This is a genomic window from Pseudomonas sp. Fl5BN2, from assembly GCF_009908205.1.
In the GTDB taxonomy this organism is placed as follows: domain Bacteria; phylum Pseudomonadota; class Gammaproteobacteria; order Pseudomonadales; family Pseudomonadaceae; genus Aquipseudomonas.
Window position 1 is genome coordinate 38,371 of the sequence record NZ_JAAARL010000019.1, and the last position, 24,268, is coordinate 62,638.

Here is a 24,268-nt window from a genome sequence, read left to right on the forward strand (position 1 = left end):
CCGTCGAGATGAGCGAATACTCCCTTTTCACCTCCGAGTCCGTGTCTGAAGGGCATCCGGATAAAATCGCTGACCAGATTTCCGATGCGGTGCTGGACGCCATCATTGCTCAGGACAAACACGCCCGTGTGGCAGTGGAAACCCTGGTCAAGACCGGTGTTGCCATCGTCGCCGGCGAAGTCACCACCAGCGCCTGGGTCGACCTGGAGCAGATCGTTCGCGACGTCATCTGCGAAATCGGCTACACCAGCTCCGAAGTCGGCTTCGACGGCGCTACCTGTGGCGTGATGAACATCATCGGCAAGCAGTCCCCTGACATCAACCAGGGTGTCGACCGTGCCAAGCCTGAAGACCAGGGCGCCGGTGACCAGGGCCTGATGTTCGGCTACGCCAGCAACGAAACCCAAGAGCTGATGCCAGCCCCGATCGCCTTCTCCCACCAGTTGGTGCACCGCCAGGCTGAAGCCCGTAAATCGGGCCTGCTGCCTTGGCTGCGTCCGGATGCCAAGTCCCAGGTCACTTGCCGCTATGAAAACGGCATTGTGGTCGGGATCGACGCTGTGGTGCTGTCGACCCAGCACAACCCGGAAGTGTCCTACAACGACCTGCGCGAAGGCGTGATGGAACTGATCGTCAAACACGTGCTGCCAGCCGAGCTGCTGCACAAGGACACCCAGTTCCACATCAACCCGACCGGCCAGTTCATCATCGGTGGCCCAGTGGGTGACTGCGGCCTGACCGGTCGCAAGATCATCGTCGACAGCTACGGCGGCATGGCCCGTCACGGCGGCGGCGCGTTCTCCGGCAAGGATCCATCGAAGGTCGACCGTTCGGCCGCCTACGCTGGCCGTTACGTAGCCAAGAACATCGTCGCTGCAGGCCTGGCCCAACGTTGCGAGATCCAGGTGTCCTACGCCATCGGCGTCGCACAACCGACCTCGATCTCGTTGAACACCTTCGGCACTGGCAAGATCAGCGACGACAAGATCATCAAGCTGGTCCGCGAGCATTTCGACCTGCGTCCTTACGCGATCACCACCATGCTCGACCTGCTGCACCCGATGTACCAGGAAACCGCGTCCTACGGCCATTTCGGCCGTGCTCCGCAGACCAAGACCGTGGGCGAAGACACCTTCACCACCTTCACTTGGGAAAAAACCGACCGCGCCGACGCCTTGCGCGCCGCCGCCGGCCTGTAAGCTTCACCTGGCAACATCCAAAGCCCCGCCCGGCATTCCCGGCGGGGCTTTTTTGTAGCCTGAGGTTTCTTCCCCAATCCGCCAAACAGCCATCCTGTCAGGAGCCGGCTGACCGCCGAAGGCGCTTTCAACCTCAGCGAAACACCCCGCAAATACCTGCCAGCGATGCCTTTCCCAGCACCACCTAACCTTCAAGGCATGCCAACCCAGAGCAAGGATGCTCCCCATGCTGCCAAGACTGTGCCTGCTGCTGACTCTCACTCCCCTGGCCGCCCAGGCCCAGTGCCCGGATTGGACTGCCCCGCAAGCCACCAGGGAAATCACCACGCTGCAGCAACAACTCAAACACTGGGACGACAGCTATCACCGTCTCGGTCAGTCACTGGTGGCCGACGAGTTGTATGACCAATCACGCCAGCGCCTGGATGCCTTGCGCCACTGCTTCCCTCAGGCCTCTTTGCCCGTGGAGCAGCCCCTGGCCAGCTCCCGCGGCAGCATCCCTCACCCCATCGCCCACACCGGCGTGGCAAAGCTCCCCGACGCCAACGCCGTACAGGTCTGGCTCACGGGACGTGAGGATGTCTGGGTGCAACCCAAGATCGACGGCGTGGCCGTGACCCTGATCTACCGTAAAGGCCGCTTCCAGCAGGCACTGAGCCGGGGTGACGGCCAGCGCGGCCATGACTGGAGCAGTACCGCTCGACAGATTGCGGCCATTCCCCAGCAGTTGCCGCGCCCTATCGATCTAGTGCTCCAGGGAGAGCTCTATCAACGCCTGGACCTGCATGTGCAAGCGCGTACTGGCAGCCTCAATGCCCGCAGTCGGGTAGCAGGATGGATGGCGCGAAAGCAACTGGCACCCAGGGAAGCGGCGCAGATCGGCCTGTTTGTCTGGGATTGGCCACAAGGTCCCAGCACCCTGAATGAACGGCTGATGCAACTCGCCAGCCTTGGATTCCCCGAAGGCCTGGAATACAGCCGCGCCATCACCCACTTCAGCGACATCCATCTTTGGCGGGAGCATTGGTACCGCTCGCCTCTGCCCTTTGCCAGCGATGGCATCATCCTCCGGCAAAGCCGGCGCCCTGCCGCCGAACGCTGGCAAGCCCAGACTCCACAGTGGATCGCCGCCTGGAAGTATCCCCATGTACAGGCCCTGGCCAGCGTGCGCAAAGTGCAGTTCAGGATCGGTCGCACCGGACGCATCACCCCCCTGCTCGAAATCGACCCCGTGACCCTCGACGACCGGCAGATCCGCCGCGTTAGCGTCGGCTCGTTGCAACGCTGGCGAAGCCTGGACATTGTCCCCGGCGATCAGGTGGCGATCAGCCTCGCCGGACTGACCATCCCACGCCTCGACGGCGTAGTACTCAGGAGCCAACAACGCCCGCCCGTCCAGGCTCCGGCACAGGAGTCCTTTCACCCCATGAGTTGCTGGCAACCGTCACCCGGCTGCGAGAGCCAATTCCTGGCGCGACTGACCTGGCTCAGCAGCAAGCAAGGCCTGAACCTGCAGAATGTCGGCAGGCAAACTTGGGTCACGCTGGTTGAAACAGGCCGTATCAAAGGCCTTTTGGATTGGCTGACCCTCGATCAAGCAGAGCTTGCTAACATTGCCGGCTTTGGTGAGCGCAGCAGTGGTCGTTTGCTCAAGAACCTGCACAGCGCCAGGCAGCAACCCTTCGAACGCTGGCTGAAGGCGCTAGGCCTGCCACCCAGCGGCTCCGCCGACCTCAGCGGTCCGTGGCAGGCCCTGGCGCTGAAAGACCGCCAGGACTGGCAGAACGAAACGGGAATTGGTGCGGAACGTGCTGCACAACTGACGGCATTTTTTCGTGATCCACAGGTGCTGGCCCTACGCGCTACCTTGAGTGACGCCGGCATCGAAGGTTTTTAGTCCTTAATCTTGGGCGGGAGCGTTGAACCACCCAGGCAGAAATGGGCTCCAAGAGCCCAGCTCCAATACAATCGTCATATTTTTTGCTGGTTATTTTTTGATCTTTTTCACCAGGAGTCTTAAATGAAAATTTTTCCATCGCTCGCCACCTTGACCCTCTGCAGCCTGATGAGCGCGCCACTGCTGGCCACCGAGCAAGCCTCGCCGTTGACCGGTTGTGCCGCCAAACGCCAAGCCATCATGACCCAGATCGAACAGGCCAAGGCCCACGGCAACAGCGATCAGCAAGCCGGCCTGGAACGCGCCCTGAGTGAAGTCACGGCCCACTGCACCGACGCTTCGCTGAAGAAAGAGCGGGAAAACAAGGTGCTGGAAGCCAAGCATGAAGTCAGCCGCCGTCAGGCCGACCTGGAAAAAGCCATGAAGAAAGGCGACTCGGAGAAGATCAACAAACGCAAAGAGAAGCTCGCCGAGTCCCGCAAGGAACTGCAACAAGCCCTGGACGAACTGGACAAGTAAGTAGCGAGGGGCCGGCTCTCTGGCGACAGCCGCCCTTTTCAGCAAAGCCGCCGATCAGTGATTACGGAACTCTTTGTGGCAAGCACTGCAGACATCTTCAACCTTCTGCACGGCCGGCCCGAGGTTGCTGGCCTTGTAAGGCTGGACCTGACTGATAGTCACCAACTCACCGGTGGCGGCCTCAAGATTACGCACCAGCTCCTGGAAACGCGCCTGTTTACGCCAGACATCATCCGTGGCACTGGTGTGATCCTCTTCCTTGACCTCGGGAAAATGCTTCCAGGGTTCACGGGACAGGCTGTCGAGCCGCACCGCGCCCTCGGCAAAACGCGCACCGTCGAAAGGAATCCGCCCACGGAGCATGCCCCCCAGGTCCTCGCCGGTCTTGAGCATCTGTTTGAAGATTGCCTTGCGCTGGCCCAAAGGGGAATTAGGGTCGACACCGCCACAGGCGGAAAGCGTCAGGCAGGCCAGCAATACAACAGAGAGTCTTTTTAGCGTCATGGTGGTTTCTGGTCAGGTCACGGGAAACGGCGGCCAGTATCCTCGCCTCCCCGGCAAACACCAATAGCCCTATTAATAATACGGGTTGTCCGCAGTGCGAACCTGCGGGCAATCACCCAAGGAAACACAGCATGAATGCAAGCTTCATCCACTGGCGCTGCCACCTGCTCTGGGCCCTCCCGGCCCTGGCACTACTGGCCGGTTGCAACGGCGGCGACAGTGGCAAGCCAGCACCAACCCACGCCCTGGCTACATACAACAGCGCGCCATGGGACTCTCTGCCCAGCGTTGCCGACAACGACCTGTTGGCCGGCTTCGGCTCCTGGCGCAGCGCCTGTACCCGCCTGAAGGCCGACCCCGTCTGGGGCGCCACCTGTGCCGCAGCGGCCAACATGCCGCAAACCCCCGAAGCCATCCGTGGATTTCTCAAGGAGCACTTGGAGGTCTATGGCCTGCGCTCGGGCAGCGGCAGTGGTACCGGCCTGATCACCGGCTACTACGAGCCGGTGTATCCCGGCAGCCTGACCCCAACCCAAGTTGCCAATGTGCCCGTGTACGGCGTGCCCGACGACATGATCATCGTCGCCCTGGACAGCCTCTATCCGGAGCTCAAGGGCAAACGCCTGCGGGGTCGACTCGAAGGCCGGGTGCTCAAACCCTATGACGATGCAGCAACCATCGAGAGCAAAGGGGTCAAGGCGCCGGTGATTGCCTGGCTGACAGACCCGATGGACTTGCAGTTCTTGCAGATCCAGGGCTCGGGAAGGATTCAACTGGATGATGGTCGCCAACTGCGGATCGGCTATGCCGACCAGAACGGCCACCCTTATCGGCCTATCGGGCGCTGGTTGGTGGACCAGGGCGAACTGAAGAAAGAAGACGTAACCATGGGCACTATCGCGGCCTGGGCCAAGGCCCACCCGACGCGGATCCCAGAGCTGTTGGGCAGCAACCCGAGCTATGTCTTCTTCAACCGTAACCCGGACAGCAACGAAGGCCCCCGAGGCTCGCTGAACGTACCCCTGACCTCTGGCTACAGCGTGGCAGTGGACCGCAAGGTGATCCCCCTAGGTAGCCTGCTATGGCTGTCCACGACCCGCCCCGACGGCAGCAGCCTGGTACGCCCGGTGGCGGCCCAGGACACAGGCGGCGCCATTACCGGAGAGGTGCGCGCCGACCTGTTTTGGGGCACTGGCGACGCCGCCGGCCAACTGGCCGGCGACATGAAGCAGTCAGGCCAGATCTGGATGCTCTGGCCCAAGGGCGCGGCACTGCCTAAAGTCCCGGAAGTCGCCGACACCCCGTAAACCCCAGAGCGCGGAAGCCGGCTCGCTGGCTTCTGCAACTACCAGTATCAGACCGAAACGAAGAAGAAGCTGGCGATCAGAGCCATCCCCACGAACCACACCAGGGAACGCAGGATCGCCCAATCCGCCAGGTAGCAGATGATGTACAGCAGGCGACTGGTGATGAACAACACCGCCAGTACGTTGATAGTCACCAGTTCAGCGTTGCCGGCCACATGGGCGATGATCACCGCCGCGGCAAACGCCGGGGTCACTTCGAAACCGTTGAGCTGTGCGGAATGCGCACGCTTGGCAAACCCTTCCAGAGTCTCGAGGAATGCCCGCGGATCATGGTTCTGCCGGGGGCCGTACTGGCCAGCGCCGAACTTGGCGATACCGGTACACAGATACGGCAGGCAGATAGCGATCAACACACACCAGAAAGCGACAGTCATAGCGCGAATCCTTTTTTAGAGTTTTTAGGGAGTGTTCAGAACTTCATCACCAACATGCCGATCAGTACCAACCCACAGGCTAAGAGCCGTGACCGGCCGAAAGGTTCTTTCAAGTAGCGCATGCCGAACAGCACCACCAGGATCACACTGACCTCGCGCAACGCCGCCGCCTCGGCAATCGAACCCAACTGCATGGCCCAAAGCACCAGAGCGTAGCTGAACAACACGCAGAAGCCGACGCTCAGGCCGAGACGCCATTGCTCGCGCCAGAACAGCGCAAAGGGCCGCCGTTGCCACACCACCGCCACCAAGGGGAAAGGCCACGCACTGAGCAAAGTGACCCAGGTCAGGTAGTCCATCGGGTGTGACCAGCGACGCAACGCTTGACCGTCGATAAAGGTGTAGCAACCGATGCACAGGCCGATCAGTACCACCACCGGCAACATGCTCCAGGGCAGGCGCGTACCGCCGCCGCCCTGCCAGAGCAGGCAGAGCATGCCGAAGGGAATCAGTAAGATGCCGAAGATCTGCTGGCTACTCAGCACCTCGCCGGCAAAGATCAGGGTCAGGGCCAGCACGACCAGGGGTGACAGTCCGCGCATCAGTGGATAGACCAGGCCCAGGTCCCCCACTCGATATGCCTGGATCAGCAGATAGCGATACAAGAGCTCAAAGGCAGCCGAGGCGATGATCCACGGCCAGATTTCCAGCGGCGGCCACTGCAGGAAAAACAGCATGATTGCCACGAACAGCAACGCCACGCTGTCCATGCACGCCACCACCAAAAGGCGCTCGCCACTGAACTTGATCAGGGTATTCCAGGCTGCATGCAGCAGCGCCGCCACCAAAACCAGACTTGTCGCCAGCACCTCACACTCCCTGCTGTCCTGAAGAGAATCGGATCGCCTGCCCCTCGGCGCTGTCAGCGCTGATGCAGTGCGCGGCAATGCCACTGCCACCGATAGAGGCCAGGAATCCTCGCATGCCACTGTCCTTGCTTGCACTGACTGTTACTGCCCTTGGCATCGTCAGCACTGAATTCGTCACCATGGACCTGCTGGCTGACCCCGCTCACAGCCAGGCGGACGCGCTCCGTGCATGTTCGCGGTAATTTTCTTCATTGACCTGCAACGTCGTGCCGCCCCTGTGGTCAATGAGTGCACAGAACCGGTATCCGCAATCAAATCGCCACCATCGAGCGGCCAGATCTGAATGTTCTGTGCCCCGCCCCGTCGCCGATACATCAAACCCTTGGCCTGAAAGCGTTCAGGCTGCTTTCCCTGTGATCATCCAAAGGAGTTCGGATGCTTGAACTTGTCGCTGCCTTTATCTGCCTGACGACCCTGCTTACCTACGTCAATTTCCGTTTTATCGGCCTGCCGCCGACCATCGGCGTGATGGTCACCGCCCTGTTGTTTTCCTTGCTGCTGCAAGGCTTGAGTTACCTCGGCTACCCCGGTCTTGAAGAACATATCGAAGAGCTGATCGGCAAGATCGACTTCGGCGATCTGCTGATGAACTGGATGCTGTCGTTCCTGCTATTCGCCGGTGCCCTGCACGTCAACCTCAACGACCTGCGCAGCTATCGCTGGCCCATCGGCCTGCTGGCCACCGTCGGCGTACTGATCGCCACCTTCGCCATCGGCAGTCTGGCCTACTGGATCTTCGGCCTGTTTGGCTGGCACGTGAGCTTCCTCTACTGCCTGCTGTTCGGCGCACTGATTTCGCCCACCGACCCGATTGCGGTGCTGGGCGTGCTAAGGACCGCCAACGCCTCCAAGCCGCTGAAGACCACCATCGTCGGCGAGTCGCTCTTCAACGACGGCACTGCGGTCGTGGTGTTCACGGTACTGCTGGGGATCGCACAACTGGGTGAAACCCCGACCGTGACTGCCACCGCATGGCTGTTTGTGCATGAGGCTATTGGCGGCGCGCTGTTTGGCGGGCTGATCGGTTATCTGGTGTACCTGATGATCAAGAGCATCGAGCAGTACCAGATCGAAGTGATGCTGACCCTGGCCCTGGTGATCGGCGGCTCGGCAATGGCCAGTGAGATTCACGTATCGGCGCCAATCGCCATGGTGGTGGCCGGATTGATCATCGGCAACCTAGGACGCAACCTGGCAATGAACGACATGACTCGCCGCTATCTGGATGGTTTCTGGGAACTGCTGGACGACATGCTCAACGCCTTGCTGTTCGCCTTGATTGGCATGGAACTGTTGCTGCTGCCGTTCAACTGGCTGCACCTAGCGGCCGCCAGTCTGCTGGCGGTAGCCATCGTGCTCTCGCGCCTGCTCACCGTGGCCCCGGCAATCCTCCTGCTGCGACGCTGGCGCAGCGTACCCCGGGGCACCATCCGCGTACTGACCTGGGGTGGCCTGCGGGGCGGCGTCTCGGTAGCGCTGGCCCTGGCGCTGCCCTTGGGGCCGGAGCGTGACCTGGTACTGAGCATTACCTACATCGTGGTGCTGTCGTCGATCCTGCTGCAGGGATTGAGCATTGGCAAACTGGTGCGCCACGTCACTAGCGAGACCCCTGCCAGCAAGACCGAGGCTCATTGATCATTTATTGATCTGTTGTGGACCGAGCGCCAATGCTCGGCCCACAACCTTGTTCGGCGTACCGCCGCGCAAGGCGGCCGGTTGTGTTCGACCCCGTGCGGTCCTTGCGCAGAGAGGCCCGGCTTGCCGTGTTCTTTCGCACCCACAAGCCCCTTGAACCAGGCAGCTCTTCAGCTACGACACGCGGGATTCAGGGCTGCTGCTTGATGCGCGAAGCATCAGGCGTCGGCAGCGTCGTCCTTGAACTGGTCCTTGACGTACTTGATCTCGGTACGGCCGTGTGGAGCAGGCAGACCGTCTTCACCCAGGTTGACGAAGACCATCTTCTCCACGGTAAGGATGGGCTTGCGGGTGATCTTGTTGCGCACTTCGCAAGTCAGGGTAATGGAGGTACGACCGAATTCTGTGGCGGTGATGCCCAGCTCGATGATGTCGCCCTGGCGCGATGCACTGACGAAGTTGATTTCCGAGATGTACTTGGTGACCACTCGCTGGTTACCCAACTGGACAATGGCGTAGATCGCCGCTTCTTCGTCGATCCAGCGCAACAGGCTGCCACCGAACAGCGTGCCGTTGGGGTTAAGGTCTTCGGGTTTTACCCATTTGCGGGTGTGAAAATTCATATGCACTCCTGACCGTCCTGCCAATTGATGCCCGGCATAATGGCAGACCGGGCGGCCATGCTCTATGCAACCTCGACTATGGTCGCGATTAACGATCTTCATCCAGGCAACAGAAACACTTTTGGAAGTCTGGCTCAGGCGGCTATAATCGCCACCGTTTCAAAACGGTCATCTGCACTTGATACCGTTTTCCCGCCACCTGTCCGAGGGGCGCTGCAGCAGGCATGACCTGTCAGGCTCGGATGGGGCGTTGTGGGTACAGGGTTCCCTGTACCCACACTAAACGCACAACGGCGCCCATTCGCACACTACGAATGGAGGCTCTTCATGAGCGCTGTAAACACGCCTGCAGATTTTACCGACTACAAAGTCGCCGACATGTCCCTGGCTGCCTGGGGCCGTCGCGAAACCATCATCGCCGAATCGGAAATGCCGGCCCTGATGGGTCTGCGCCGCAAGTACGCCGGTGAGCAGCCGCTCAAGGGCGCGAAAATCCTCGGCTGCATCCACATGACCATTCAGACCGCCGTGCTGATCGAGACCCTGGTTGCCCTGGGTGCCGAAGTACGTTGGTCGTCCTGCAACATTTTCTCGACTCAGGACCAGGCCGCTGCCTCCATCGCTGCCGCCGGTATTCCGGTCTTCGCCTGGAAAGGCGAGACCGAGCAAGAGTACGAGTGGTGCCTGGAGCAAACCATCCTCAAGAATGGCGCACCTTGGGACGCCAACATGATTCTCGACGATGGCGGCGACCTGACCCAGTTGCTGCACGATAAATACCCGGCAGTCCTCGAGCGCGTCCACGGCGTGACCGAAGAAACCACCACCGGCGTACACCGTCTGCTGGACATGCTGGCCAAGGGCGAGCTGAAGATCCCGGCCATCAACGTCAATGACTCGGTGACCAAGAGCAAGAACGACAACAAGTACGGCTGCCGTCACAGCCTGAACGATGCCATCAAGCGCGGTACCGACCATCTGCTGTCCGGCAAGCAAGCGCTGGTCATCGGCTACGGTGACGTGGGCAAGGGTTCGGCTCAGTCCCTGCGTCAAGAAGGCATGATCGTCAAGGTTTCCGAAGTCGACCCGATCTGCGCCATGCAAGCCTGCATGGACGGCTTTGAACTGGTTTCGCCATTCATCGACGGTATCAACAACGGCACCGAAGCCAGCATCGACAAAGCCCTGCTGGGCAAGATCGACCTGATCGTGACCACCACCGGCAACGTCAATGTTTGCGACGCAAACATGCTCAAAGCCCTGAAGAAGCGCGCTGTTGTCTGCAACATCGGCCACTTCGACAACGAAATCGACACCGCTTTCATGCGCAAGCACTGGGCATGGGAAGAAGTGAAGCCACAGGTGCACAAGATCCACCGCACCGGCCACGGCGATTTCGACCCACAGAACGATGACTACCTGATCCTGCTGGCCGAAGGCCGCCTGGTGAACCTGGGCAACGCCACTGGTCACCCAAGCCGCATCATGGACGGTTCGTTCGCCAACCAGGTTCTGGCGCAGATCTTCCTGTTCGGCCAGAAGTACGCCGACCTGTCGCCAGCCCAGAAAGCCGAGCGCCTGACCGTTGAAGTACTGCCGAAGAAACTCGACGAAGAAGTGGCCCTGGAAATGGTTCGCGGCTTCGGTGGCGTGGTCACTCAACTGACCAAGCACCAGGCTGACTACATCGGCGTGACCGTCGAAGGCCCGTTCAAGCCAGACGCCTACCGGTACTAAGAGCAGCTGCAAGCTTTGAGCGTCAAGCGGCAAGCATGGGCCACAAGCCCGGCTTGCCGCTTGAAGCTTTCAGCTTCGTCCCTATTTGCTTAACAGTTTCAGGCAGCCCGCTCCAGGCTCAGGAGATGAGCGCACCTCCGCTTCTCTTGGCGCTTGCAGCTTGCAGCTTGTAGCTGGAGGTTCCCTCCATGTCCCAAGACCGTCGTTACAGCTTCGAGTTCTTCCCTACCAAGACCGATGCTGGGCATGAAAAACTGCTCGCCACTGCCCACCAGTTGGCCAGCTACAACCCCGATTTCTTCTCCTGCACCTACGGTGCCGGCGGCTCGACCCGTGATCGCACGGTCAACACCGTGCTGCAACTGGAGAGCGAAGTAAAAGTCCCTGCGGCGCCACACCTGTCCTGCGTCGGTGACAGCAAGGACGATCTGCGCGGCCTGCTGCAGCAATACCAGGCCGCCGGCATCAAGCGCATCGTCGCCCTGCGCGGCGACCTGCCTTCGGGTATGGGTGCGGCCAGTGGCGAGTTGCGCTACGCCAATGACCTGGTGAGCTTCATTCGTGAAGAAACCGGTAGTCACTTCCATATCGAAGTCGCCGCCTATCCGGAAATGCACCCGCAAGCGCGAAATTTCGAAGACGACCTGAGTAATTTTGTACGCAAGGCCAATGCCGGTGCCGACAGTGCGATCACCCAGTACTTCTTCAACGCCGACAGCTACTTCTACTTCGTCGAACGTGTACGGAAAATGGGCGTAAGCATTCCTATCGTGCCGGGCATCATGCCGATCACCAACTACAGCAAGCTGGCACGTTTCTCCGACGCCTGCGGCGCCGAGATCCCACGCTGGATCCGCAAGCAGCTGGAAGCCTATGGCGACGACAGCGCGAGCATCCAGGCCTTCGGTGAACAGGTAATCAGTGACATGTGCGAACGTCTGCTGCAGGGCGGCGCACCCGGGTTGCACTTCTATACCCTGAACCAGGCCGATCCGAGCCTGGCGATCTGGAACAACCTGAAGCTGCCGCGCTAACCCGCAAAGCCTCATGGGCCCTGGTGAAAACCGGGGCCTTTTTGTTTGCATCAGGCTCGAACTAGAGCGGTTGCAACTGCCCCTAGCATTTGCATGATCTCTCGTCGTAATCTCCAGCAATGTCCGTCATCGTCCAGTTGCTGACAGCCCTTCTCTGCACTTGCCTGAGCCTCGCGGCCCAAGGCGAGAAGCTGCGCATTGTCACCGAGCCCTGGGCACCTTACGTCTATGAAGATAACGACAAGGCCCTGGGGCTGGACTACGAAACCACAGCCATTGTCTTCCAGCGCCTGGGCATCGAGGTGGAATGGCAGTTCCTGCCGTGGAAACGCTGCCTGGCCATGCTGGAAACCGGGCAGGCCGACGGGGCCCTGGACATCTTCCATAGCGCCGAGCGCGACAGCACCCTGCTCTACCCCAGCGAACCGCTCTCCGACGTCGAATTCGTGATGTTCTACGCCAACCAGCGCCCGCACCCGTTCAAACAACTGAATGAGCTCAAGGGGCTGACCATCGGCACCTCACCCGGCTATCTGTACAGCGACGACTTCAGCGGCTCGACCCTGTTCAACCGCGAGCCGGCCCCCACTCACGAAGCCAATTTCGGCAAACTGCTGCTGGGGCGGATCGACCTGCTGATCACTGACAAGCGGGTCGGCCAGCACCTTTTGGACGCCTTGGGGCTGCGTGGACAGATCAGCCAGAACCCCACCGTTATCAGCCATCAAAGCCAATACCTGGCGGTGCGCCGCAATGCCGGCATGGACCTGTTGGTGCAGCGCTTTGGCGCCGAGCTCAAGCGCTTCAAGCGCGAACCGGCCTACGCTGCATTGAGCGCCAAGTACGGTGCGGAACCTGCTCCGCCCCCTATCAGGCCGGCATCCACCCAAGAGTTAGAAAAAACCGTTGAGCAGCAGGAAAGCAGCGCACACTGAATGCTCTGTTATACTGCCGCCTCCCGCCAGGCTCACGCCCGGACGCTGGACCCTGTTCAAGGCCTCTCCACCCCGCTACGGCGCAGCCATCCGGCCCGCGCGAGCCACCGGTGAATGACCCTTCAGGCCAGCAGGACCGGACGGGATTGCGTCCTCTTAAACGCCATTCACGCCCGGCAAGATTATCCCTTTGGGCCAAGCCCTCACTAAAACAGGATTACTCATGTCCTTTGCTTCCCTCGGTCTCTCCGAGGCTTTAGTCGGCGCCATCGAAGCCGCCGGCTATACCCAGCCTACTCCGGTGCAACAGCGGGCCATTCCCGCCGTGTTGCAAGGTCGCGATCTGATGGTCGCGGCACAGACAGGTACTGGTAAAACCGGCGGTTTCGCCCTTCCGATCCTGGAACGGCTGTTTCCCAACGGTCACCCGGACAAATCCCAGCGTCACGGCCCGCGCCAACCCCGCGTACTGGTCCTGACTCCGACTCGCGAACTGGCCGCGCAAGTGCATGACAGCTTCAAGCTGTACGCCCGCGACCTGAAGTTCGTCAGCGCCTGCATCTTCGGCGGCGTCGGCATGAACCCGCAGGTCCAGGCCATGGCCCGTGGCGTCGACGTGCTGGTGGCGTGCCCCGGCCGACTGCTGGACCTGGCGGGCCAGGGCAGCGTCGACCTGTCCCACGTGGAAATCCTGGTGCTCGACGAAGCCGACCGCATGCTCGACATGGGCTTTGTCCATGACGTGAAAAAGGTCCTCGCCCGCCTGCCGGCCAAGCGCCAGAACCTGCTGTTCTCCGCGACCTTCTCCAAGGACATCACGGACCTTGCCGGCAAGCTGCTGCACAACCCCGAGCGCATCGAAGTCACCCCGCCGAACACCACGGTGGAGCGCATCGAGCAGCGGGTGTTCCGCCTGCCGGCCAGCCACAAGCGCGCCCTGCTGGCGCACCTGATCACCGCTGGCGCCTGGGAACAGGTCCTGGTGTTCACCCGTACCAAGCACGGCGCCAACCGCCTGGCCGAATACCTGGACAAGCACGGCCTGAGCGCCGTGGCGATCCACGGTAACAAGAGCCAGAACGCCCGCACCAAGGCCCTGGCCGACTTCAAGGCCGGCGAAGTGCGCATTCTGGTCGCCACCGATATCGCCGCCCGCGGCCTGGATATCGACCAACTGCCTCACGTGGTCAACTTCGAACTGCCCAACGTCGACGAAGACTACGTGCACCGTATCGGCCGTACTGGCCGCGCCGGTCGTTCGGGCGAAGCCATCTCCCTGGTAGCTCCGGACGAAGAGAAGCTGCTGAAAAGCATCGAACGCATGACCAAGCAGAAAATCGCCGATGGCGACCTGATGGGCTTCGATGCCAGCACCGTGGAAGCCGAGAAGCCGGAAGTACGTGAGCGCCCGGATGTGCGTAACCCGCGCAATCCTCGTGGCCCGCGTGGCGATGGCCCGAACGGCGGTGGCGGCGGTCGCAAGGACAAAGGCAAGGACAAGGGCGGCAAAGACAAGCCGGCCCGTGGCGAGCGTCCAGCCCGCGAGCAAAAACCTCGCGAAGGTACTCCTGCCCGCGAACAGCGCCAGCCGACTCCACGTGCCGACCGGGCGCCGGACGAGTTCCTCGATGACGACGTGGACAACTTCGGTAACCGCGCTGACTACGTCAGCCCGTACCCGAACAAGAACAGCCAGGGCCGCGGGCGCCGTCCAGGGGCTCCAGCCCAGGGCGCAGGCGCAGGCACCAGCAATCCGCCACGCGGCGGTGCTGGTACGGGCGGTGGCCAGGGGCGCTCCGGCAACCCACGCAACAGCAACGGCAGCACCACAGGTACCGCACCGGCCAAGCGTAGTGGCGGCCGCAGCGGAGCTCCCCGTGACAGCCAAGGCCGTCGTGACGAGCCACGCAATCGTCGCCCGAACAGTGACGATCAGCAGCGCCAGGAACCCGCGGTGCAGAATACTCGGGGCTCCCAACCGAAGATCGTGCACAAGGAATCCAAGGCCGATCGCTTCCCCACGCCTGAGCAACTGGACCAGTTGCCAAGCCGTCCACGGGGCGAGAAGCCAGCGTTGCTGACCCGCAATCGCTGAGTCCTTGCGCTGAAATGAAAAACGCCCCTGGTCGCAAGACCCGGGGCGTTTTTGTTGGGCCGGCTTACCAGCGAAGAGTCGTGGAAGATCACCACCTTCGCCAGCCAGCTGGCTCCTGCAGCCACCATGCAAAACGCCGACACGAGGTCGGCGTTTTGTTGCTGCCAGCGAAATTTACTTCGCTTTCACACCTTCAAAGCTGATGTACATCTCAACGTTGTTGGACGCTGGGCCCAGGTCCATCATCTTGCCGAAATCCTGACGATTGAAGCTGGTGGTGCCTTCGAAGCCGGCACGGTAGCCGCCCCATGGATCCTTGCCTTCACCCAGGAAAGTAGCCTTGACCACGACCGGCTTGGTCACACCGTGCAGGGTCAGATCGCCCGCCACATCGGCAGTCAGCTTGCCGTCAGCGTTCTTGCCGGTAGGCTTGACGCTGGTGGAAACGAACTTGGCGTCGGCAAACTTGCCAGCGTCGAGGAAGTCCTTGCTGGTGATGTGCTTGTCACGTTCAGCGTGGTTGGTGAACACGCTGGCGGTACGCACATTGACTTCGATCTTGGCATCTTCAGGCTTGGCCGCATCAAAGCTGAACTTGCCGTCCAGGTCCTTGAAGGTACCGGTGATGAAGCTGTAGCCCAGGTGGCTGATCTTGAAGTCAACGAAGGCGTGCTGGCCTTCCTTGTCGATCACGTAGTCCGCTGCCATCACTTGACCGGCCGCCAATACAGCAGATCCGATTGCCAGCGCGGCGAGAGTCTTTTTCAACATGCTTTCTATTCCTTTTGTCTCAAGGTTGAACATCAGGCTTTGCGCCCCAGCATACGGGTGAGGGTCGCATCACGATCGATAAAATGGTGCTTCAGCGCGGCCAGGCCATGAACGCCGGCAAAGATCACCAGAGCCCAGGCCAGGTACAGATGCACCACACCTGCTACATCCGCCTGGTCCGGCAGTCCGGAAACCAGGGCAGGAACTTCAAACAAGCCAAACACCGGGATACCCACGCCGTCTGCGGTGGAAATCAGGTAGCCGGCAATCATCGCCGCAAACAGGCCAAGGTACAGGAACGCGTGTCCCAACTTGGCCCCCAGGCGGGTCAGAGGCCCATGATTGGCCGGTGCCGGTGGCGTTGGGCTGACAAAACGCCACAACACCCGCAGCAGCATGATCGCAAACAGCGTCAGGCCAATGCTCTTGTGCAGGTCCGGCGCATCTTTGCGCCAGGTGCTGTAGTAGTCGAGACCGACCATCCACAGGCCCAGAGCGAACAGTCCGAAGACCGCCAAGGCCACACCCCAGTGCAGAACAATGCTTACCCAGCCATAGCGCGAAGAAGAATTACGTAACTGCATCAGTTGCATCCTGTAAGAAACGCTGATCAAGACTAGCGATTTACCTATCGAATTAAAGCGGAATTTTTTGCTTTGAAATATCGAGAAATACGATCAATAGTCTGGACCGAGCGAGTTAAGAAAAGATTAAGGCCCTCTTTACCCATGGCCGACCGCTGCCTTGCACAGTGCCCTGGGGCACTTCGACTGCGTCTTTGCACAGAGCGTGCTGCACCTTTGACGCCACCTCGCACAATAGGTTGTCCCGCGGCCATGCATTGCATAGGCTTGCCCGATTGTTCGCCCGCGCCTTTAGCGAGCTGCCTCCAGGAGACTGTACATGGGCCTGAATAACCAGTGGATGCAACGCGACCTCGCGGTATTGTGGCATCCCTGCACCCAGATGAAAGACCACGAAAAACTGCCTTTGATCCCGATCAAACGTGGTGAAGGTGTCTGGCTGGAAGACTTCGAAGGCAAACGTTACCTGGACGCGGTCAGCTCCTGGTGGGTCAATGTGTTCGGCCACGCCAACCCGCGCATCAACCAGCGCATCAAGGACCAGGTAGACCAGCTGGAGCATGTGATTCTCGCCGGCTTCAGCCACCAGCCGGTGATCGAGTTGTCGGAGCGCCTGGTAAAGATCACCCCAGAAGGCCTGACCCGCTGCTTCTACGCCGACAACGGTTCGTCGTGTATCGAAGTGGCGATGAAGATGAGCTTCCACTACTGGATCAACCGCGACCAGCCAAACAAGAAGCGCTTTGTCACCCTGAGCAACAGCTACCACGGCGAGACCATCGCCGCCATGTCGGTGGGCGACGTGCCGCTGTTCACCGAGACCTACAAGGCCCTGCTGCTGGACACCCTCAAGGTACCGAGCCCGGACTGCTACCTGCGCCCCGAAGGCATGAGCTGGGAAGAACACTCGCGGAACATGTTCGCAGCCATGGAGCAGACCCTGGCCGAACACCACGAGACGGTGGCGGCGGTCATCGTCGAGCCGCTGATCCAGGGCGCCGGCGGCATGCGCATGTACCACCCGGTGTACCTCAAGCTGTTGCGCGAAGCCTGCGACCGCTATGGCGTGCACCTGATCCATGACGAGATTGCTGTGGGCTTTGGCCGTACCGGGACCATGTTCGCCTGCGAGCAGGCCGGTATCCGTCCGGACTTCCTGTGCCTGTCCAAGGCCCTGACCGGCGGCTACCTGCCCCTGGCCGCGTGCATGACCACCGATGATGTCTACAGCGCCTTCTACGACGACTATCCGACCCTGCGGGCCTTTCTCCACTCCCACAGCTACACCGGCAACCCGCTGGCCTGTGCGGCGGCCCTGGCGACCCTGGACATCTTCGAGCAGGACAACGTCATTGAGAACAACCGCGCCCTGTCCCAGCGCATGACCAGCGCCACTGCGCACCTGGCGGATCATCCCCATGTCTCGGAAGTGCGCCAGACCGGCATGGTCCTGGCCATCGAGATGGTCCAGGACAAGGCCAGCAAGACCGCCTATCCGTGGCAGCAACGCCGTGGCCTGAAAGTCTTCCAGCATGCCCTGGAACGTGGCGCCCTGTTGCGCCCCCTGGGCAGCGTGGTGTATTTCCTGCCGCCCTACGTCATCACCCCGGAGCAGATCGACTTCCTTGCTGAAGTCGCCAGCGAAGGCATCGACATCGCCACCCGTGACCAGGTCAGTGTCGCCGTGCCCAAGGACTTCCACCCGGGGTTTCGCGATCCGGGTTAAGCCCCTCACCCAGCTCCTGCCTCCACGCCAGGAGCTGGCTTGCTAGCGAAGGGCCCTGCCCGGCACAGCGCGTTATGGTTTATCGCCGGCAAGCCGGCTCCTACAACACAGAGAACCCAGATGAGATTGTCCCGTTTCTTTATCGACGCCCCCTTGAGCCTCGGCGAACACGAACTGCCGGAAACCCAGGCCCACTACATCGGCCGCGTGCTGCGCATGGCCGAAGGTGATGGCCTGCAGGTATTCGACGGTTCGGGCCTGGAGTTTCGCGGCACGCTGGTGGAAGTAGGCAAGAAGCGGGTGCGGGTACGACTGGACGAAAGCTTCGCCGGCCAGGCGCCATCGCCGCTGCAGATTCACCTGGGCCAGGGCCTGTCCCGGGGCGAACGCATGGACTGGGCGATCCAGAAAGCCACGGAGCTTGGGGTCAGCGAAATCACCCCAATCTTCAGCGAGCGCTGTGAAGTGCGCCTCAAGGACGAGCGCGCCGACAAACGCCTGCTGCACTGGCGCCAGGTGGCCATCAGCGCCTGCGAACAATGCGGTCGCTCACAGGTGCCGGTGATTCACCCACCCGCGTTGCTGGCGGATTGGATCAACCAGAGCCAGGCCGACCTCAAGCTGGTCCTGCATCCGGTGGCCCAGCCCCTGGAAAGTCATGCCAAGCCTGCCAGCCTGGCGTTCCTCATTGGCCCTGAAGGCGGCCTGAGCGACGCCGAAGTGGAACAGTCCCACAGTGCCGGTTTCCTCCCGGCGCGCCTGGGGCCGCGGGTGCTGCGTACCGAAACCGCCCCGGTGGTGGCCCTGGCCGTGGCCCAGCAGCTCTGGGGTGACTTCTAACCCCTTTCATCCCCGCGTAGGAGCTGGCTTGCCAGCGAACAGGCGCAAGACAGGCGCCTGCCTCAAAAGCCCCTTCGCCGGCAAGCCGGCTCCTACAAGCGGAGGCGCGACAGCCGGTCATTGCACCGGGTCGCTGGTGGGCTGGGCGATGATCGCTTTCAACTCGCTGGTCATCGGGAACTCCAGGTTCAGGCCCTTGGGTGGAATCGGCTGTTCGAACCAGCGCTGATAGATGCCGTTGATTTCTCCAGAGCGATACAGGTCCGCCAGGGTCGCATTGACCAGGGCCAGGAATTGCGGGTCATCCTTGCGCACCATGCAGCTGTAGATCTCCCGCGACTGCTCCTCTCCCACCACTACCCAGTTATGCGGGTCGCGGGCCTTGGCCCGCTCACCGTAGAGCAGCGCGTCATCCATGTAGAAGGCCGCCGCACGCCCCGACTGCAGCATCTGGAAAGCCTCGCCGTGATCCTTGGCGCTGATCACGAACATGTCGATCTTGTGCTCGACGTTATAGTTCTTGAGAAAGCGCTCGTTGGTGGTGCCCGCGGTGGTCACCACGTTCTTGCCCCGCAGGTCGGCGAAGCTCTTGATCCCGCTGTCCTTGGCGGTCAGCAACTGGCCTTTGACGTAGATGAAGCCGTAGGAGAACGCCACCTGCTTCTGCCGCTCGGCGGTGACCCCGGTCGAGCCGCACTCCAGGTCCACGGTACCGTTCTGCACCAGGGGAATGCGGGTCTGGGAGGTCACCAGGTTGTACTTCAGCGCCAGCTTGGGCAGTTGCAACTGCTGCTGGATGCGCTCCACCACCTTGTTCGCCAATTCCACTGAATACCCCATGGGCTGGCCGCTGTTGTCGCCCACATAGGAGAACGGCACCGAGGCATCGCGATAACCCAAGGTAATACTCGCGCTGTTGGCGATCTTCGCCAGGGTGCCGTCCAGGGGCGCCTCGTTGGCCTGTGATGTGGCACTGAACAACAGCCCCAGGGTGCAGCCGAGCAACGTGATCTTATGCATTGTTATTCTCCGTTGTGGGTAAAGGCGGTTCAGCGGCGAACGGCGATGACGCTGATTTCAACCAGGATTTGCGGACGTGCCAGGGCCGCTTGCAGGGTGGTGCGGGCCGGCGCCTGTCCGGGGGACAGCCAGGCCGACCAGACCTCGTTCATGGCGGCGAAATCCGCCTGGATGTCCTTGAGGTAGAGCGTCGCGCTGAGCAGTTGGTCCTTGTCGCTGCCGGCCTCGGCCAGCAAGGCGTCGATCTTCTCCAGGACTTCGCGGGTCTGGCCAGCGATATCGCTGCTGGAGCCCGGCACCTGGCCAGAAAGGAACACCAGTTCGGCAAAGGTCACGGCGCCGCTGAGGCGGTTGTTGCTGTGGATACGCTGGATGGTCATCAAAAAGCTCCTGTTGCAAGGGAAGGCTCAGGCAGCACAGGGCGTCAGGCCCTGCATGTCGATACTGGTGGGACGCTGGCCGATCAGTTCGCCCAGCAACCGGCCGCTGCCACAGGCCAGGGTAAAACCCAGGGCGCCATGGCCGAGGTTGAGCCACAGGTTGCGATAGGCGGTGGCACCGATCAGCGGCACGCCGCTGGGGGTTGCCGGACGCATGCCGGCCCATTCCACGGCGGCTTCAAAGTCACCGGCACCGGCAAAGGTTTCGGCCGCCTGACGGCGCATCAGGGCCATCCGCCCAGGGTCCGGGGACGGGTCGAAGCCGACGATGTCGACCATGGCCGCCACCCGCAACTGCTGGCCGATCCGGGCGTAGACGATCTTGCGGTTGTAGTCGGTGATGCTGATATCCGGCGCACGGTGCTGTGGGCCGATAGGCACGCTGAGGCTGTAGCCCTTGAGCGGATACAGCGGCAGCTTGAGCCCGGGCAGGCGCAGCTCGGCGCTGCGATGACCGGCCGCCAGCACCAGGTGCTCCACCGCTAGCTGCCGCTCCCCCAGATCGATGGCCTGCACCCGGTCGCCCTGGTGCTGAATGGCCTGGACTCGCTGGCCCAAGAGAATCTCGCAACGCCCGGAAGCTTGCAGTCGCGCCGCCAATTGCTGACAGAAGGCATGACAGTCGGCCACTTCCTCGTCGGCGGTATGGATGCCGCCGACAAAGGGCGTGTCGCCCAGGGCCGGCTCCAGCGCCGCGCATTCGGCGGCCGACAGCACCTGCTGCTGGCGGCTGTCTGCGAGGTTGTGCCGGGCATGCTCGAAGCTGCCACGCTCACGAAAGGTCACCAGCTTGCCATTGCGCCGCCAGTCGAAGCCCTGCAGGCCATCCTCCTCGCGCCAGCTCTGCAAGGTGCTCTGGCTAAGCTGCGCCAGGCGCAGCAGATGAGCAGCATTGCGCTGGTTCACCGAGTGCCGGCAGGCCCCGAGAAAGCCCGCCAGCCAGCGCCATTGCGCCGGGTCCAGGCGTGGTCGCAGCTTGAGCGGCGAGTCACCCTTGAGCATCCAGCCCAGGGCCTGCCAGGGCACGCCGGCATCGGCCAGGGGCGCCACATAGCGATAGGACAACTGACCGCCATTGGCGAAGCTGGTCTGGCTGCCCAGGGACTCCTGGGCTTCCACCAGGGTCACCTCGAACCCCTGGCGAACCAGGGCGTAGGCACTGGCCAAGCCGATGACGCCGCCTCCGATGATGCAAACCCGCTGACTCATGACTGCCCCTGACCGGTTGTTGAACGGCCTCAGGTTAGGGGCAGGTGACAGGCATCGAACAATGAATAAAGATGGACCTCCCATAAACAAAGGTTATGGACTGCCCATGCGACTGCGTCACATCGAAATCTTCCAGGCCATCCGCCAGGCCGGTTCCATCAGCGGCGCCGCGCAGTTGCTGCACGTCTCGCAACCGGCGGTGACCAAGGTCCTGCAGCACGCCGAACTGCAGCTGGGCTTCCCGCTGTTCCTGCGGGTGCGCGGCAAGTTGCAGCCGACCCCGGAAGCCCTGGAACTGGAGCGGGAAGTGGACAAGGTCAGCGAGAGCCTGCAAGGGGTGCGACGCCTGGCCCAGAACCTGCGCCGGTCTCCGGGCCAGAGCCTGCGCATCGGCGCCACCCCGGCTCTGGCCCTGGCCTTGCTGCCACCGGCCATCAGCGAGTGGACCCGACGTTACCCGGACAGCCTGTGCGAACTGTCCAGCGCCCATAGCCGCGAGTTGGTGCAGAACCTGCTGATGCGCGAGGTCGATGTGGCCCTGACCCTGCAGCGCCCGGATCACCCCGGGTTGAACGCACAAGCCCTGGCCCAGGGCGTGCTGGTGGCCCTGGCCCCATTGGACTATTGGCCGGAGGAAGCCCGGGGCCGGCCGCTGGCACTGATGGAGTTGGCCGATGCGCCGCTGATCGGCCTCAGCAGCGCCGACCCGCTGTCGGCCAGGCTCGACAGCTACCTCAAGACGGTGGAGCCGCCACCGCGGGTGAGCATCGCCGTGCAGACCTACTCCCTGGCCCGGGCCATGGTGGAATCCGGCGCCGGAGTGGCCCTGATCGACCCGTTCACTGCCCTGGGCGCCTCAACGGCCAACACTGCCATCCGGCCCCTGAGCCCGGCGCTGCCGATCACCCTGTACGCCGTGACCCGTGCTGCCGAACCGCCGCCCCACACCCTGGCCAGCCTGCTGGACATCTTCGCCCTCCAGGCCCAGGCCCAACTCGACCACCCCTTGTAGGAGCTGGCTTGCCAGCGAAAGCGTCCGAATGCCCAGCGCAAATATCCAAGGGCCCCTTCGCCGGCAAGCCGGCTCCTACAGGACGTAGAACAGGATGGCGATGAAGTGCAGCAGGCTGCCGGCGATCACGAACAGGTGCCAGATGCCGTGGGCATGGCGCAGACGGCTATCGAGGGCAAAGAAGATGATGCCCACGGTGTACAACACTCCGCCCGAAGCCAGCCAGGCAAACCCGGCGGGGCCCAGGGCTGCCAGCAACGGTTTCACCGCCACCAGCACGATCCAGCCCATGACCGCGTAGATCACGATGGAGAGGATCCGCGCCTCGGAACGCGGCTTGATCTCCTGGAGGATGCCGATCAACGCCAGCCCCCAGACAATCCCGAACAGGGTCCAGCCCCAGGCGCCACGCAGGGTCACCAGGCAGAACGGCGTGTAACTGCCGGCAATCAGCAGGTAGATCGAAAAGTGATCGACCTTCTGCATGATGCTCTTCGCCCGCCCACGCACGCTGTGATAGACCGTGGACACGCTATAGAGCACCAGCAAAGTGAAAGAATAGATCGCCACGCTGACGATCTTCCACGCGCTGCCATCGAGGCTGGCCAGGACCACCAGCCAGATGCCGCCGATAAACGCCGCGATGGCCCCCAGCAGGTGGGTCCAGGCGTTGAATCTTTCTCCGTGATACATCTGTCGTCCGCTCTGAAAACATGAAAAAACACGCAAGGCTCGGGCCTGCAGCTTGAAAGCGCAATATGTCTATGGGGGCGCGGCCGACAAAAAACCAGCGGCCAGTCCTCGACTCATCGGGCATCATCAGCCCCTTCTCACCAGAGTCCGGACCATGCTCATCGACGAAGAGTTGACCCTGAAAAAGCTCGAAGTGTTTCTGGCGTTCATGCGTACCGGCAATCTGGCCCGCGCCGCCAGCGAGCTGCAGACCAGCAATGTCAGCGTGCACCGGGCCATCCATTCCCTGGAAAGCGCCCTGCGCTGCCCACTGTTCAAGCATGAAGGACGCAACCTGACACCGCTGGAAAGCGCCTTCGTGCTGGAGGAGCGGGCCCAGAAACTGGTCCAGGACGTGGTCGAGAGCGTGCGCCTGACCCGCGAAGCCGCGGGCTTCTCGGCAGAACGCTTCAAACTCGGTGCGCTTTACTCATTGACGGTGAAAACCGTACCGCAGTTGATCATGGGCCTGAAGCTGCGCCGCAGCGAGCTGAACATCGACCTGATCCTGGGCTCCAACATCGACCTGCTGTACAAGCTCAAGAACATGGAAGTAGACGCCATCCTCATTTCCCTGGATGAGCGGGTCAACGAACCGGACTGCGAGCAACTGCCGCTGTTTTCCGACGACATCTTCCTCGCCACCCCCGCCGACTCACCCTTTGCCCAGCAGAGCGAAGTCGACCTGGCCGACGTGCGTGACGCCACCTTCATTACCCTGACCCAGGGCTTTGCCACTCATCAGGATGGGGTGCGGGTGTTCAAGCAAGCGGGCTTCGAGCCGAAGGTGGCGATGCAGGTCAACGATATCTTCACCTTGCTGAGCATGGTCAGCTCAGGGGTGGGTTACGCCTTGCTGCCGGGAAGGATCGCGGCGGTGTATGAGAACCGCGTGAAACTGATACCGCTGCAGGCGCGCTACCGCCTGCAGCAGCATATCGGCGTGGTCTTCCTCAAGGCCAAGGAGCGCGACCCGAACCTGCTGGCGCTGCTGGCCGAGTGCCGGATGTACGCCAACCGCCAAAGCACGTAGGAGCTGGCTTGCCAGCGAAAGCGCCCGCAAGACCTCAAGAACCTCTTCGCCGG

24 protein-coding genes and 1 riboswitch are annotated in these 24,268 nt (G+C 61.8%); of the genes, 14 read left to right on the forward strand and 10 right to left on the reverse strand.

The features are described 5' to 3' along the window. The first annotated feature begins 8 nt into the window (after positions 1–8). The 3 genes from metK (at position 9) to GV819_RS24245 (ending at position 3,615) form a co-directional block, all read left to right on the forward strand. The gene (gene metK, locus GV819_RS24235) at positions 9–1,199 is read left to right on the forward strand and encodes a methionine adenosyltransferase (protein ID WP_161758574.1); all 1,191 of its coding nucleotides are present in this window, start codon (positions 9–11) and stop codon (positions 1,197–1,199) included. 226 nt (positions 1,200–1,425) lie between these two features. Next, positions 1,426–3,096 (forward strand): NAD-dependent DNA ligase LigB, encoded by a 1,671-nt coding sequence (ligB, locus tag GV819_RS24240; RefSeq protein ID WP_161758575.1) that lies wholly within the window; start codon positions 1,426–1,428, stop codon positions 3,094–3,096. Between the two features lie 123 nt (positions 3,097–3,219). After that, positions 3,220–3,615: a DUF1090 domain-containing protein gene (locus tag GV819_RS24245; protein ID WP_161758576.1), complete on the forward strand. Its 396-nt coding sequence runs from the start codon at positions 3,220–3,222 to the stop codon at positions 3,613–3,615. Positions 3,616–3,669: 54 nt separating this feature from the next. Here the strand turns inward: GV819_RS24245 and GV819_RS24250 are convergent, their stop codons facing one another. Next, positions 3,670–4,119 carry a c-type cytochrome gene (locus tag GV819_RS24250; protein WP_161758577.1) on the reverse strand — a complete coding sequence of 150 codons (450 nt, stop codon included), beginning with the start codon at positions 4,117–4,119 and terminating at the stop codon, positions 3,670–3,672. A 131-nt stretch (positions 4,120–4,250) separates the two neighbouring features. Here GV819_RS24250 and mltA point away from each other — a divergent pair, with 131 nt between their 5' ends. Beyond that, entirely contained in the window at positions 4,251–5,426 is a 1,176-nt protein-coding gene (gene mltA / locus GV819_RS24255) for a murein transglycosylase A (protein WP_161758578.1), read from the forward strand. A 47-nt stretch (positions 5,427–5,473) separates the two neighbouring features. On the opposite strand, the gene GV819_RS24260 is transcribed toward mltA, so the two are convergent. Further along, complete coding sequence (locus tag GV819_RS24260; RefSeq protein ID WP_161758579.1) at positions 5,474–5,860, reverse strand: MAPEG family protein; 387 nt, start codon at positions 5,858–5,860, stop codon at positions 5,474–5,476. Positions 5,861–5,895: 35 nt separating this feature from the next. Next, positions 5,896–6,729, reverse strand: a complete 834-nt coding sequence (locus tag GV819_RS24265; protein ID WP_161758580.1) for an EamA family transporter — start codon at positions 6,727–6,729, stop codon at positions 5,896–5,898. A gap of 113 nt (positions 6,730–6,842) precedes the next feature. Between GV819_RS24265 and GV819_RS33310 the strand changes: the two genes are divergently transcribed. Together GV819_RS33310 and GV819_RS24270 are read left to right on the forward strand one after the other, a co-directional pair. After that, positions 6,843–6,971, forward strand: coding sequence for a hypothetical protein (locus tag GV819_RS33310; RefSeq protein ID WP_256667579.1), 129 nt, complete (start codon positions 6,843–6,845; stop codon positions 6,969–6,971). 193 nt (positions 6,972–7,164) lie between these two features. Further along, complete coding sequence (locus tag GV819_RS24270) at positions 7,165–8,424, forward strand: cation:proton antiporter (RefSeq protein WP_161758581.1); 1,260 nt, start codon at positions 7,165–7,167, stop codon at positions 8,422–8,424. A 218-nt stretch (positions 8,425–8,642) separates the two neighbouring features. Here GV819_RS24270 and GV819_RS24275 read toward each other — a convergent pair whose 3' ends face one another. Beyond that, the gene (locus tag GV819_RS24275; protein ID WP_161758582.1) at positions 8,643–9,047 is read right to left on the reverse strand and encodes an acyl-CoA thioesterase; all 405 of its coding nucleotides are present in this window, start codon (positions 9,045–9,047) and stop codon (positions 8,643–8,645) included. Between the two features lie 199 nt (positions 9,048–9,246). After that, positions 9,247–9,353, forward strand: a riboswitch (S-adenosyl-L-homocysteine riboswitch). Positions 9,354–9,374: 21 nt separating this feature from the next. Here GV819_RS24275 and GV819_RS24280 point away from each other — a divergent pair. From GV819_RS24280 to GV819_RS24295, 4 genes are all read left to right on the forward strand, one after another. Beyond that, positions 9,375–10,784: an adenosylhomocysteinase gene (locus tag GV819_RS24280; RefSeq protein ID WP_161758583.1), complete on the forward strand. Its 1,410-nt coding sequence runs from the start codon at positions 9,375–9,377 to the stop codon at positions 10,782–10,784. A 188-nt stretch (positions 10,785–10,972) separates the two neighbouring features. After that, positions 10,973–11,818: a methylenetetrahydrofolate reductase [NAD(P)H] gene (gene metF, locus GV819_RS24285; RefSeq protein ID WP_161758584.1), complete on the forward strand. Its 846-nt coding sequence runs from the start codon at positions 10,973–10,975 to the stop codon at positions 11,816–11,818. A 119-nt stretch (positions 11,819–11,937) separates the two neighbouring features. Next, positions 11,938–12,753: a substrate-binding periplasmic protein gene (locus tag GV819_RS24290; protein WP_161758585.1), complete on the forward strand. Its 816-nt coding sequence runs from the start codon at positions 11,938–11,940 to the stop codon at positions 12,751–12,753. Between the two features lie 223 nt (positions 12,754–12,976). After that, positions 12,977–14,848, forward strand: a complete 1,872-nt coding sequence (locus GV819_RS24295) for a DEAD/DEAH box helicase (protein WP_161758586.1) — start codon at positions 12,977–12,979, stop codon at positions 14,846–14,848. 174 nt (positions 14,849–15,022) lie between these two features. Here GV819_RS24295 and GV819_RS24300 read toward each other — a convergent pair whose 3' ends face one another. Beyond that, complete coding sequence (locus GV819_RS24300; RefSeq protein ID WP_161758587.1) at positions 15,023–15,619, reverse strand: YceI family protein; 597 nt, start codon at positions 15,617–15,619, stop codon at positions 15,023–15,025. A 32-nt stretch (positions 15,620–15,651) separates the two neighbouring features. Continuing rightward, positions 15,652–16,203, reverse strand: coding sequence for a cytochrome b (locus GV819_RS24305; RefSeq protein ID WP_161758588.1), 552 nt, complete (start codon positions 16,201–16,203; stop codon positions 15,652–15,654). Between the two features lie 319 nt (positions 16,204–16,522). Here GV819_RS24305 and GV819_RS24310 point away from each other — a divergent pair, with 319 nt between their 5' ends. Together GV819_RS24310 and GV819_RS24315 are read left to right on the forward strand one after the other, a co-directional pair. Further along, entirely contained in the window at positions 16,523–17,929 is a 1,407-nt protein-coding gene (locus GV819_RS24310) for an adenosylmethionine--8-amino-7-oxononanoate transaminase (RefSeq protein WP_161758589.1), read from the forward strand. A gap of 120 nt (positions 17,930–18,049) precedes the next feature. Continuing rightward, positions 18,050–18,769: a 16S rRNA (uracil(1498)-N(3))-methyltransferase gene (locus tag GV819_RS24315; protein ID WP_161758590.1), complete on the forward strand. Its 720-nt coding sequence runs from the start codon at positions 18,050–18,052 to the stop codon at positions 18,767–18,769. A gap of 117 nt (positions 18,770–18,886) precedes the next feature. On the opposite strand, the gene GV819_RS24320 is transcribed toward GV819_RS24315, so the two are convergent. The 3 genes from GV819_RS24320 to GV819_RS24330 are packed head-to-tail and all read right to left on the reverse strand — an operon-like array spanning position 18,887 to position 21,438. Further along, positions 18,887–19,789, reverse strand: a complete 903-nt coding sequence (locus tag GV819_RS24320; RefSeq protein ID WP_161758591.1) for a transporter substrate-binding domain-containing protein — start codon at positions 19,787–19,789, stop codon at positions 18,887–18,889. 29 nt (positions 19,790–19,818) lie between these two features. Beyond that, positions 19,819–20,169, reverse strand: coding sequence for a RidA family protein (locus tag GV819_RS24325; RefSeq protein ID WP_161758592.1), 351 nt, complete (start codon positions 20,167–20,169; stop codon positions 19,819–19,821). A 27-nt stretch (positions 20,170–20,196) separates the two neighbouring features. After that, entirely contained in the window at positions 20,197–21,438 is a 1,242-nt protein-coding gene (locus GV819_RS24330; RefSeq protein WP_161758593.1) for a D-amino acid dehydrogenase, read from the reverse strand. Positions 21,439–21,544: 106 nt separating this feature from the next. On the opposite strand from GV819_RS24330, the gene GV819_RS24335 reads away from it, so the two are divergent. After that, positions 21,545–22,450 carry a LysR family transcriptional regulator gene (locus tag GV819_RS24335; RefSeq protein ID WP_161758594.1) on the forward strand — a complete coding sequence of 302 codons (906 nt, stop codon included), beginning with the start codon at positions 21,545–21,547 and terminating at the stop codon, positions 22,448–22,450. A gap of 75 nt (positions 22,451–22,525) precedes the next feature. On the opposite strand, the gene trhA is transcribed toward GV819_RS24335, so the two are convergent. Then, a complete protein-coding gene (trhA, locus tag GV819_RS24340) occupies positions 22,526–23,143 on the reverse strand; it encodes a PAQR family membrane homeostasis protein TrhA (protein ID WP_161758595.1) in 618 nt (205 codons plus the stop codon). Positions 23,144–23,297: 154 nt separating this feature from the next. Here trhA and GV819_RS24345 point away from each other — a divergent pair, with 154 nt between their 5' ends. Further along, positions 23,298–24,215: a LysR family transcriptional regulator gene (locus tag GV819_RS24345; RefSeq protein ID WP_161758596.1), complete on the forward strand. Its 918-nt coding sequence runs from the start codon at positions 23,298–23,300 to the stop codon at positions 24,213–24,215. Positions 24,216–24,268 lie beyond the last annotated feature (53 nt).

Coding starts and splice junctions, on each gene's coding strand:
- metK (WP_161758574.1), top strand. CDS start 9: ATGAGCGAATACTCCCTTTTCACCTCCGAGTCCGTGTCTGAAGGGCAT.
- ligB (WP_161758575.1), top strand. CDS start 1,426: ATGCTGCCAAGACTGTGCCTGCTGCTGACTCTCACTCCCCTGGCCGCC.
- GV819_RS24245 (WP_161758576.1), top strand. CDS start 3,220: ATGAAAATTTTTCCATCGCTCGCCACCTTGACCCTCTGCAGCCTGATG.
- GV819_RS24250 (WP_161758577.1), bottom strand. CDS start 4,119: ATGACGCTAAAAAGACTCTCTGTTGTATTGCTGGCCTGCCTGACGCTT.
- mltA (WP_161758578.1), top strand. CDS start 4,251: ATGAATGCAAGCTTCATCCACTGGCGCTGCCACCTGCTCTGGGCCCTC.
- GV819_RS24260 (WP_161758579.1), bottom strand. CDS start 5,860: ATGACTGTCGCTTTCTGGTGTGTGTTGATCGCTATCTGCCTGCCGTAT.
- GV819_RS33310 (WP_256667579.1), top strand. CDS start 6,843: ATGCCACTGTCCTTGCTTGCACTGACTGTTACTGCCCTTGGCATCGTC.
- GV819_RS24270 (WP_161758581.1), top strand. CDS start 7,165: ATGCTTGAACTTGTCGCTGCCTTTATCTGCCTGACGACCCTGCTTACC.
- GV819_RS24275 (WP_161758582.1), bottom strand. CDS start 9,047: ATGAATTTTCACACCCGCAAATGGGTAAAACCCGAAGACCTTAACCCC.
- GV819_RS24280 (WP_161758583.1), top strand. CDS start 9,375: ATGAGCGCTGTAAACACGCCTGCAGATTTTACCGACTACAAAGTCGCC.
- metF (WP_161758584.1), top strand. CDS start 10,973: ATGTCCCAAGACCGTCGTTACAGCTTCGAGTTCTTCCCTACCAAGACC.
- GV819_RS24290 (WP_161758585.1), top strand. CDS start 11,938: ATGTCCGTCATCGTCCAGTTGCTGACAGCCCTTCTCTGCACTTGCCTG.
- GV819_RS24295 (WP_161758586.1), top strand. CDS start 12,977: ATGTCCTTTGCTTCCCTCGGTCTCTCCGAGGCTTTAGTCGGCGCCATC.
- GV819_RS24300 (WP_161758587.1), bottom strand. CDS start 15,619: ATGTTGAAAAAGACTCTCGCCGCGCTGGCAATCGGATCTGCTGTATTG.
- GV819_RS24305 (WP_161758588.1), bottom strand. CDS start 16,203: ATGCAGTTACGTAATTCTTCTTCGCGCTATGGCTGGGTAAGCATTGTT.
- GV819_RS24310 (WP_161758589.1), top strand. CDS start 16,523: ATGGGCCTGAATAACCAGTGGATGCAACGCGACCTCGCGGTATTGTGG.
- GV819_RS24315 (WP_161758590.1), top strand. CDS start 18,050: ATGAGATTGTCCCGTTTCTTTATCGACGCCCCCTTGAGCCTCGGCGAA.
- GV819_RS24320 (WP_161758591.1), bottom strand. CDS start 19,789: ATGCATAAGATCACGTTGCTCGGCTGCACCCTGGGGCTGTTGTTCAGT.
- GV819_RS24325 (WP_161758592.1), bottom strand. CDS start 20,169: ATGACCATCCAGCGTATCCACAGCAACAACCGCCTCAGCGGCGCCGTG.
- GV819_RS24330 (WP_161758593.1), bottom strand. CDS start 21,438: ATGAGTCAGCGGGTTTGCATCATCGGAGGCGGCGTCATCGGCTTGGCC.
- GV819_RS24335 (WP_161758594.1), top strand. CDS start 21,545: ATGCGACTGCGTCACATCGAAATCTTCCAGGCCATCCGCCAGGCCGGT.
- trhA (WP_161758595.1), bottom strand. CDS start 23,143: ATGTATCACGGAGAAAGATTCAACGCCTGGACCCACCTGCTGGGGGCC.
- GV819_RS24345 (WP_161758596.1), top strand. CDS start 23,298: ATGCTCATCGACGAAGAGTTGACCCTGAAAAAGCTCGAAGTGTTTCTG.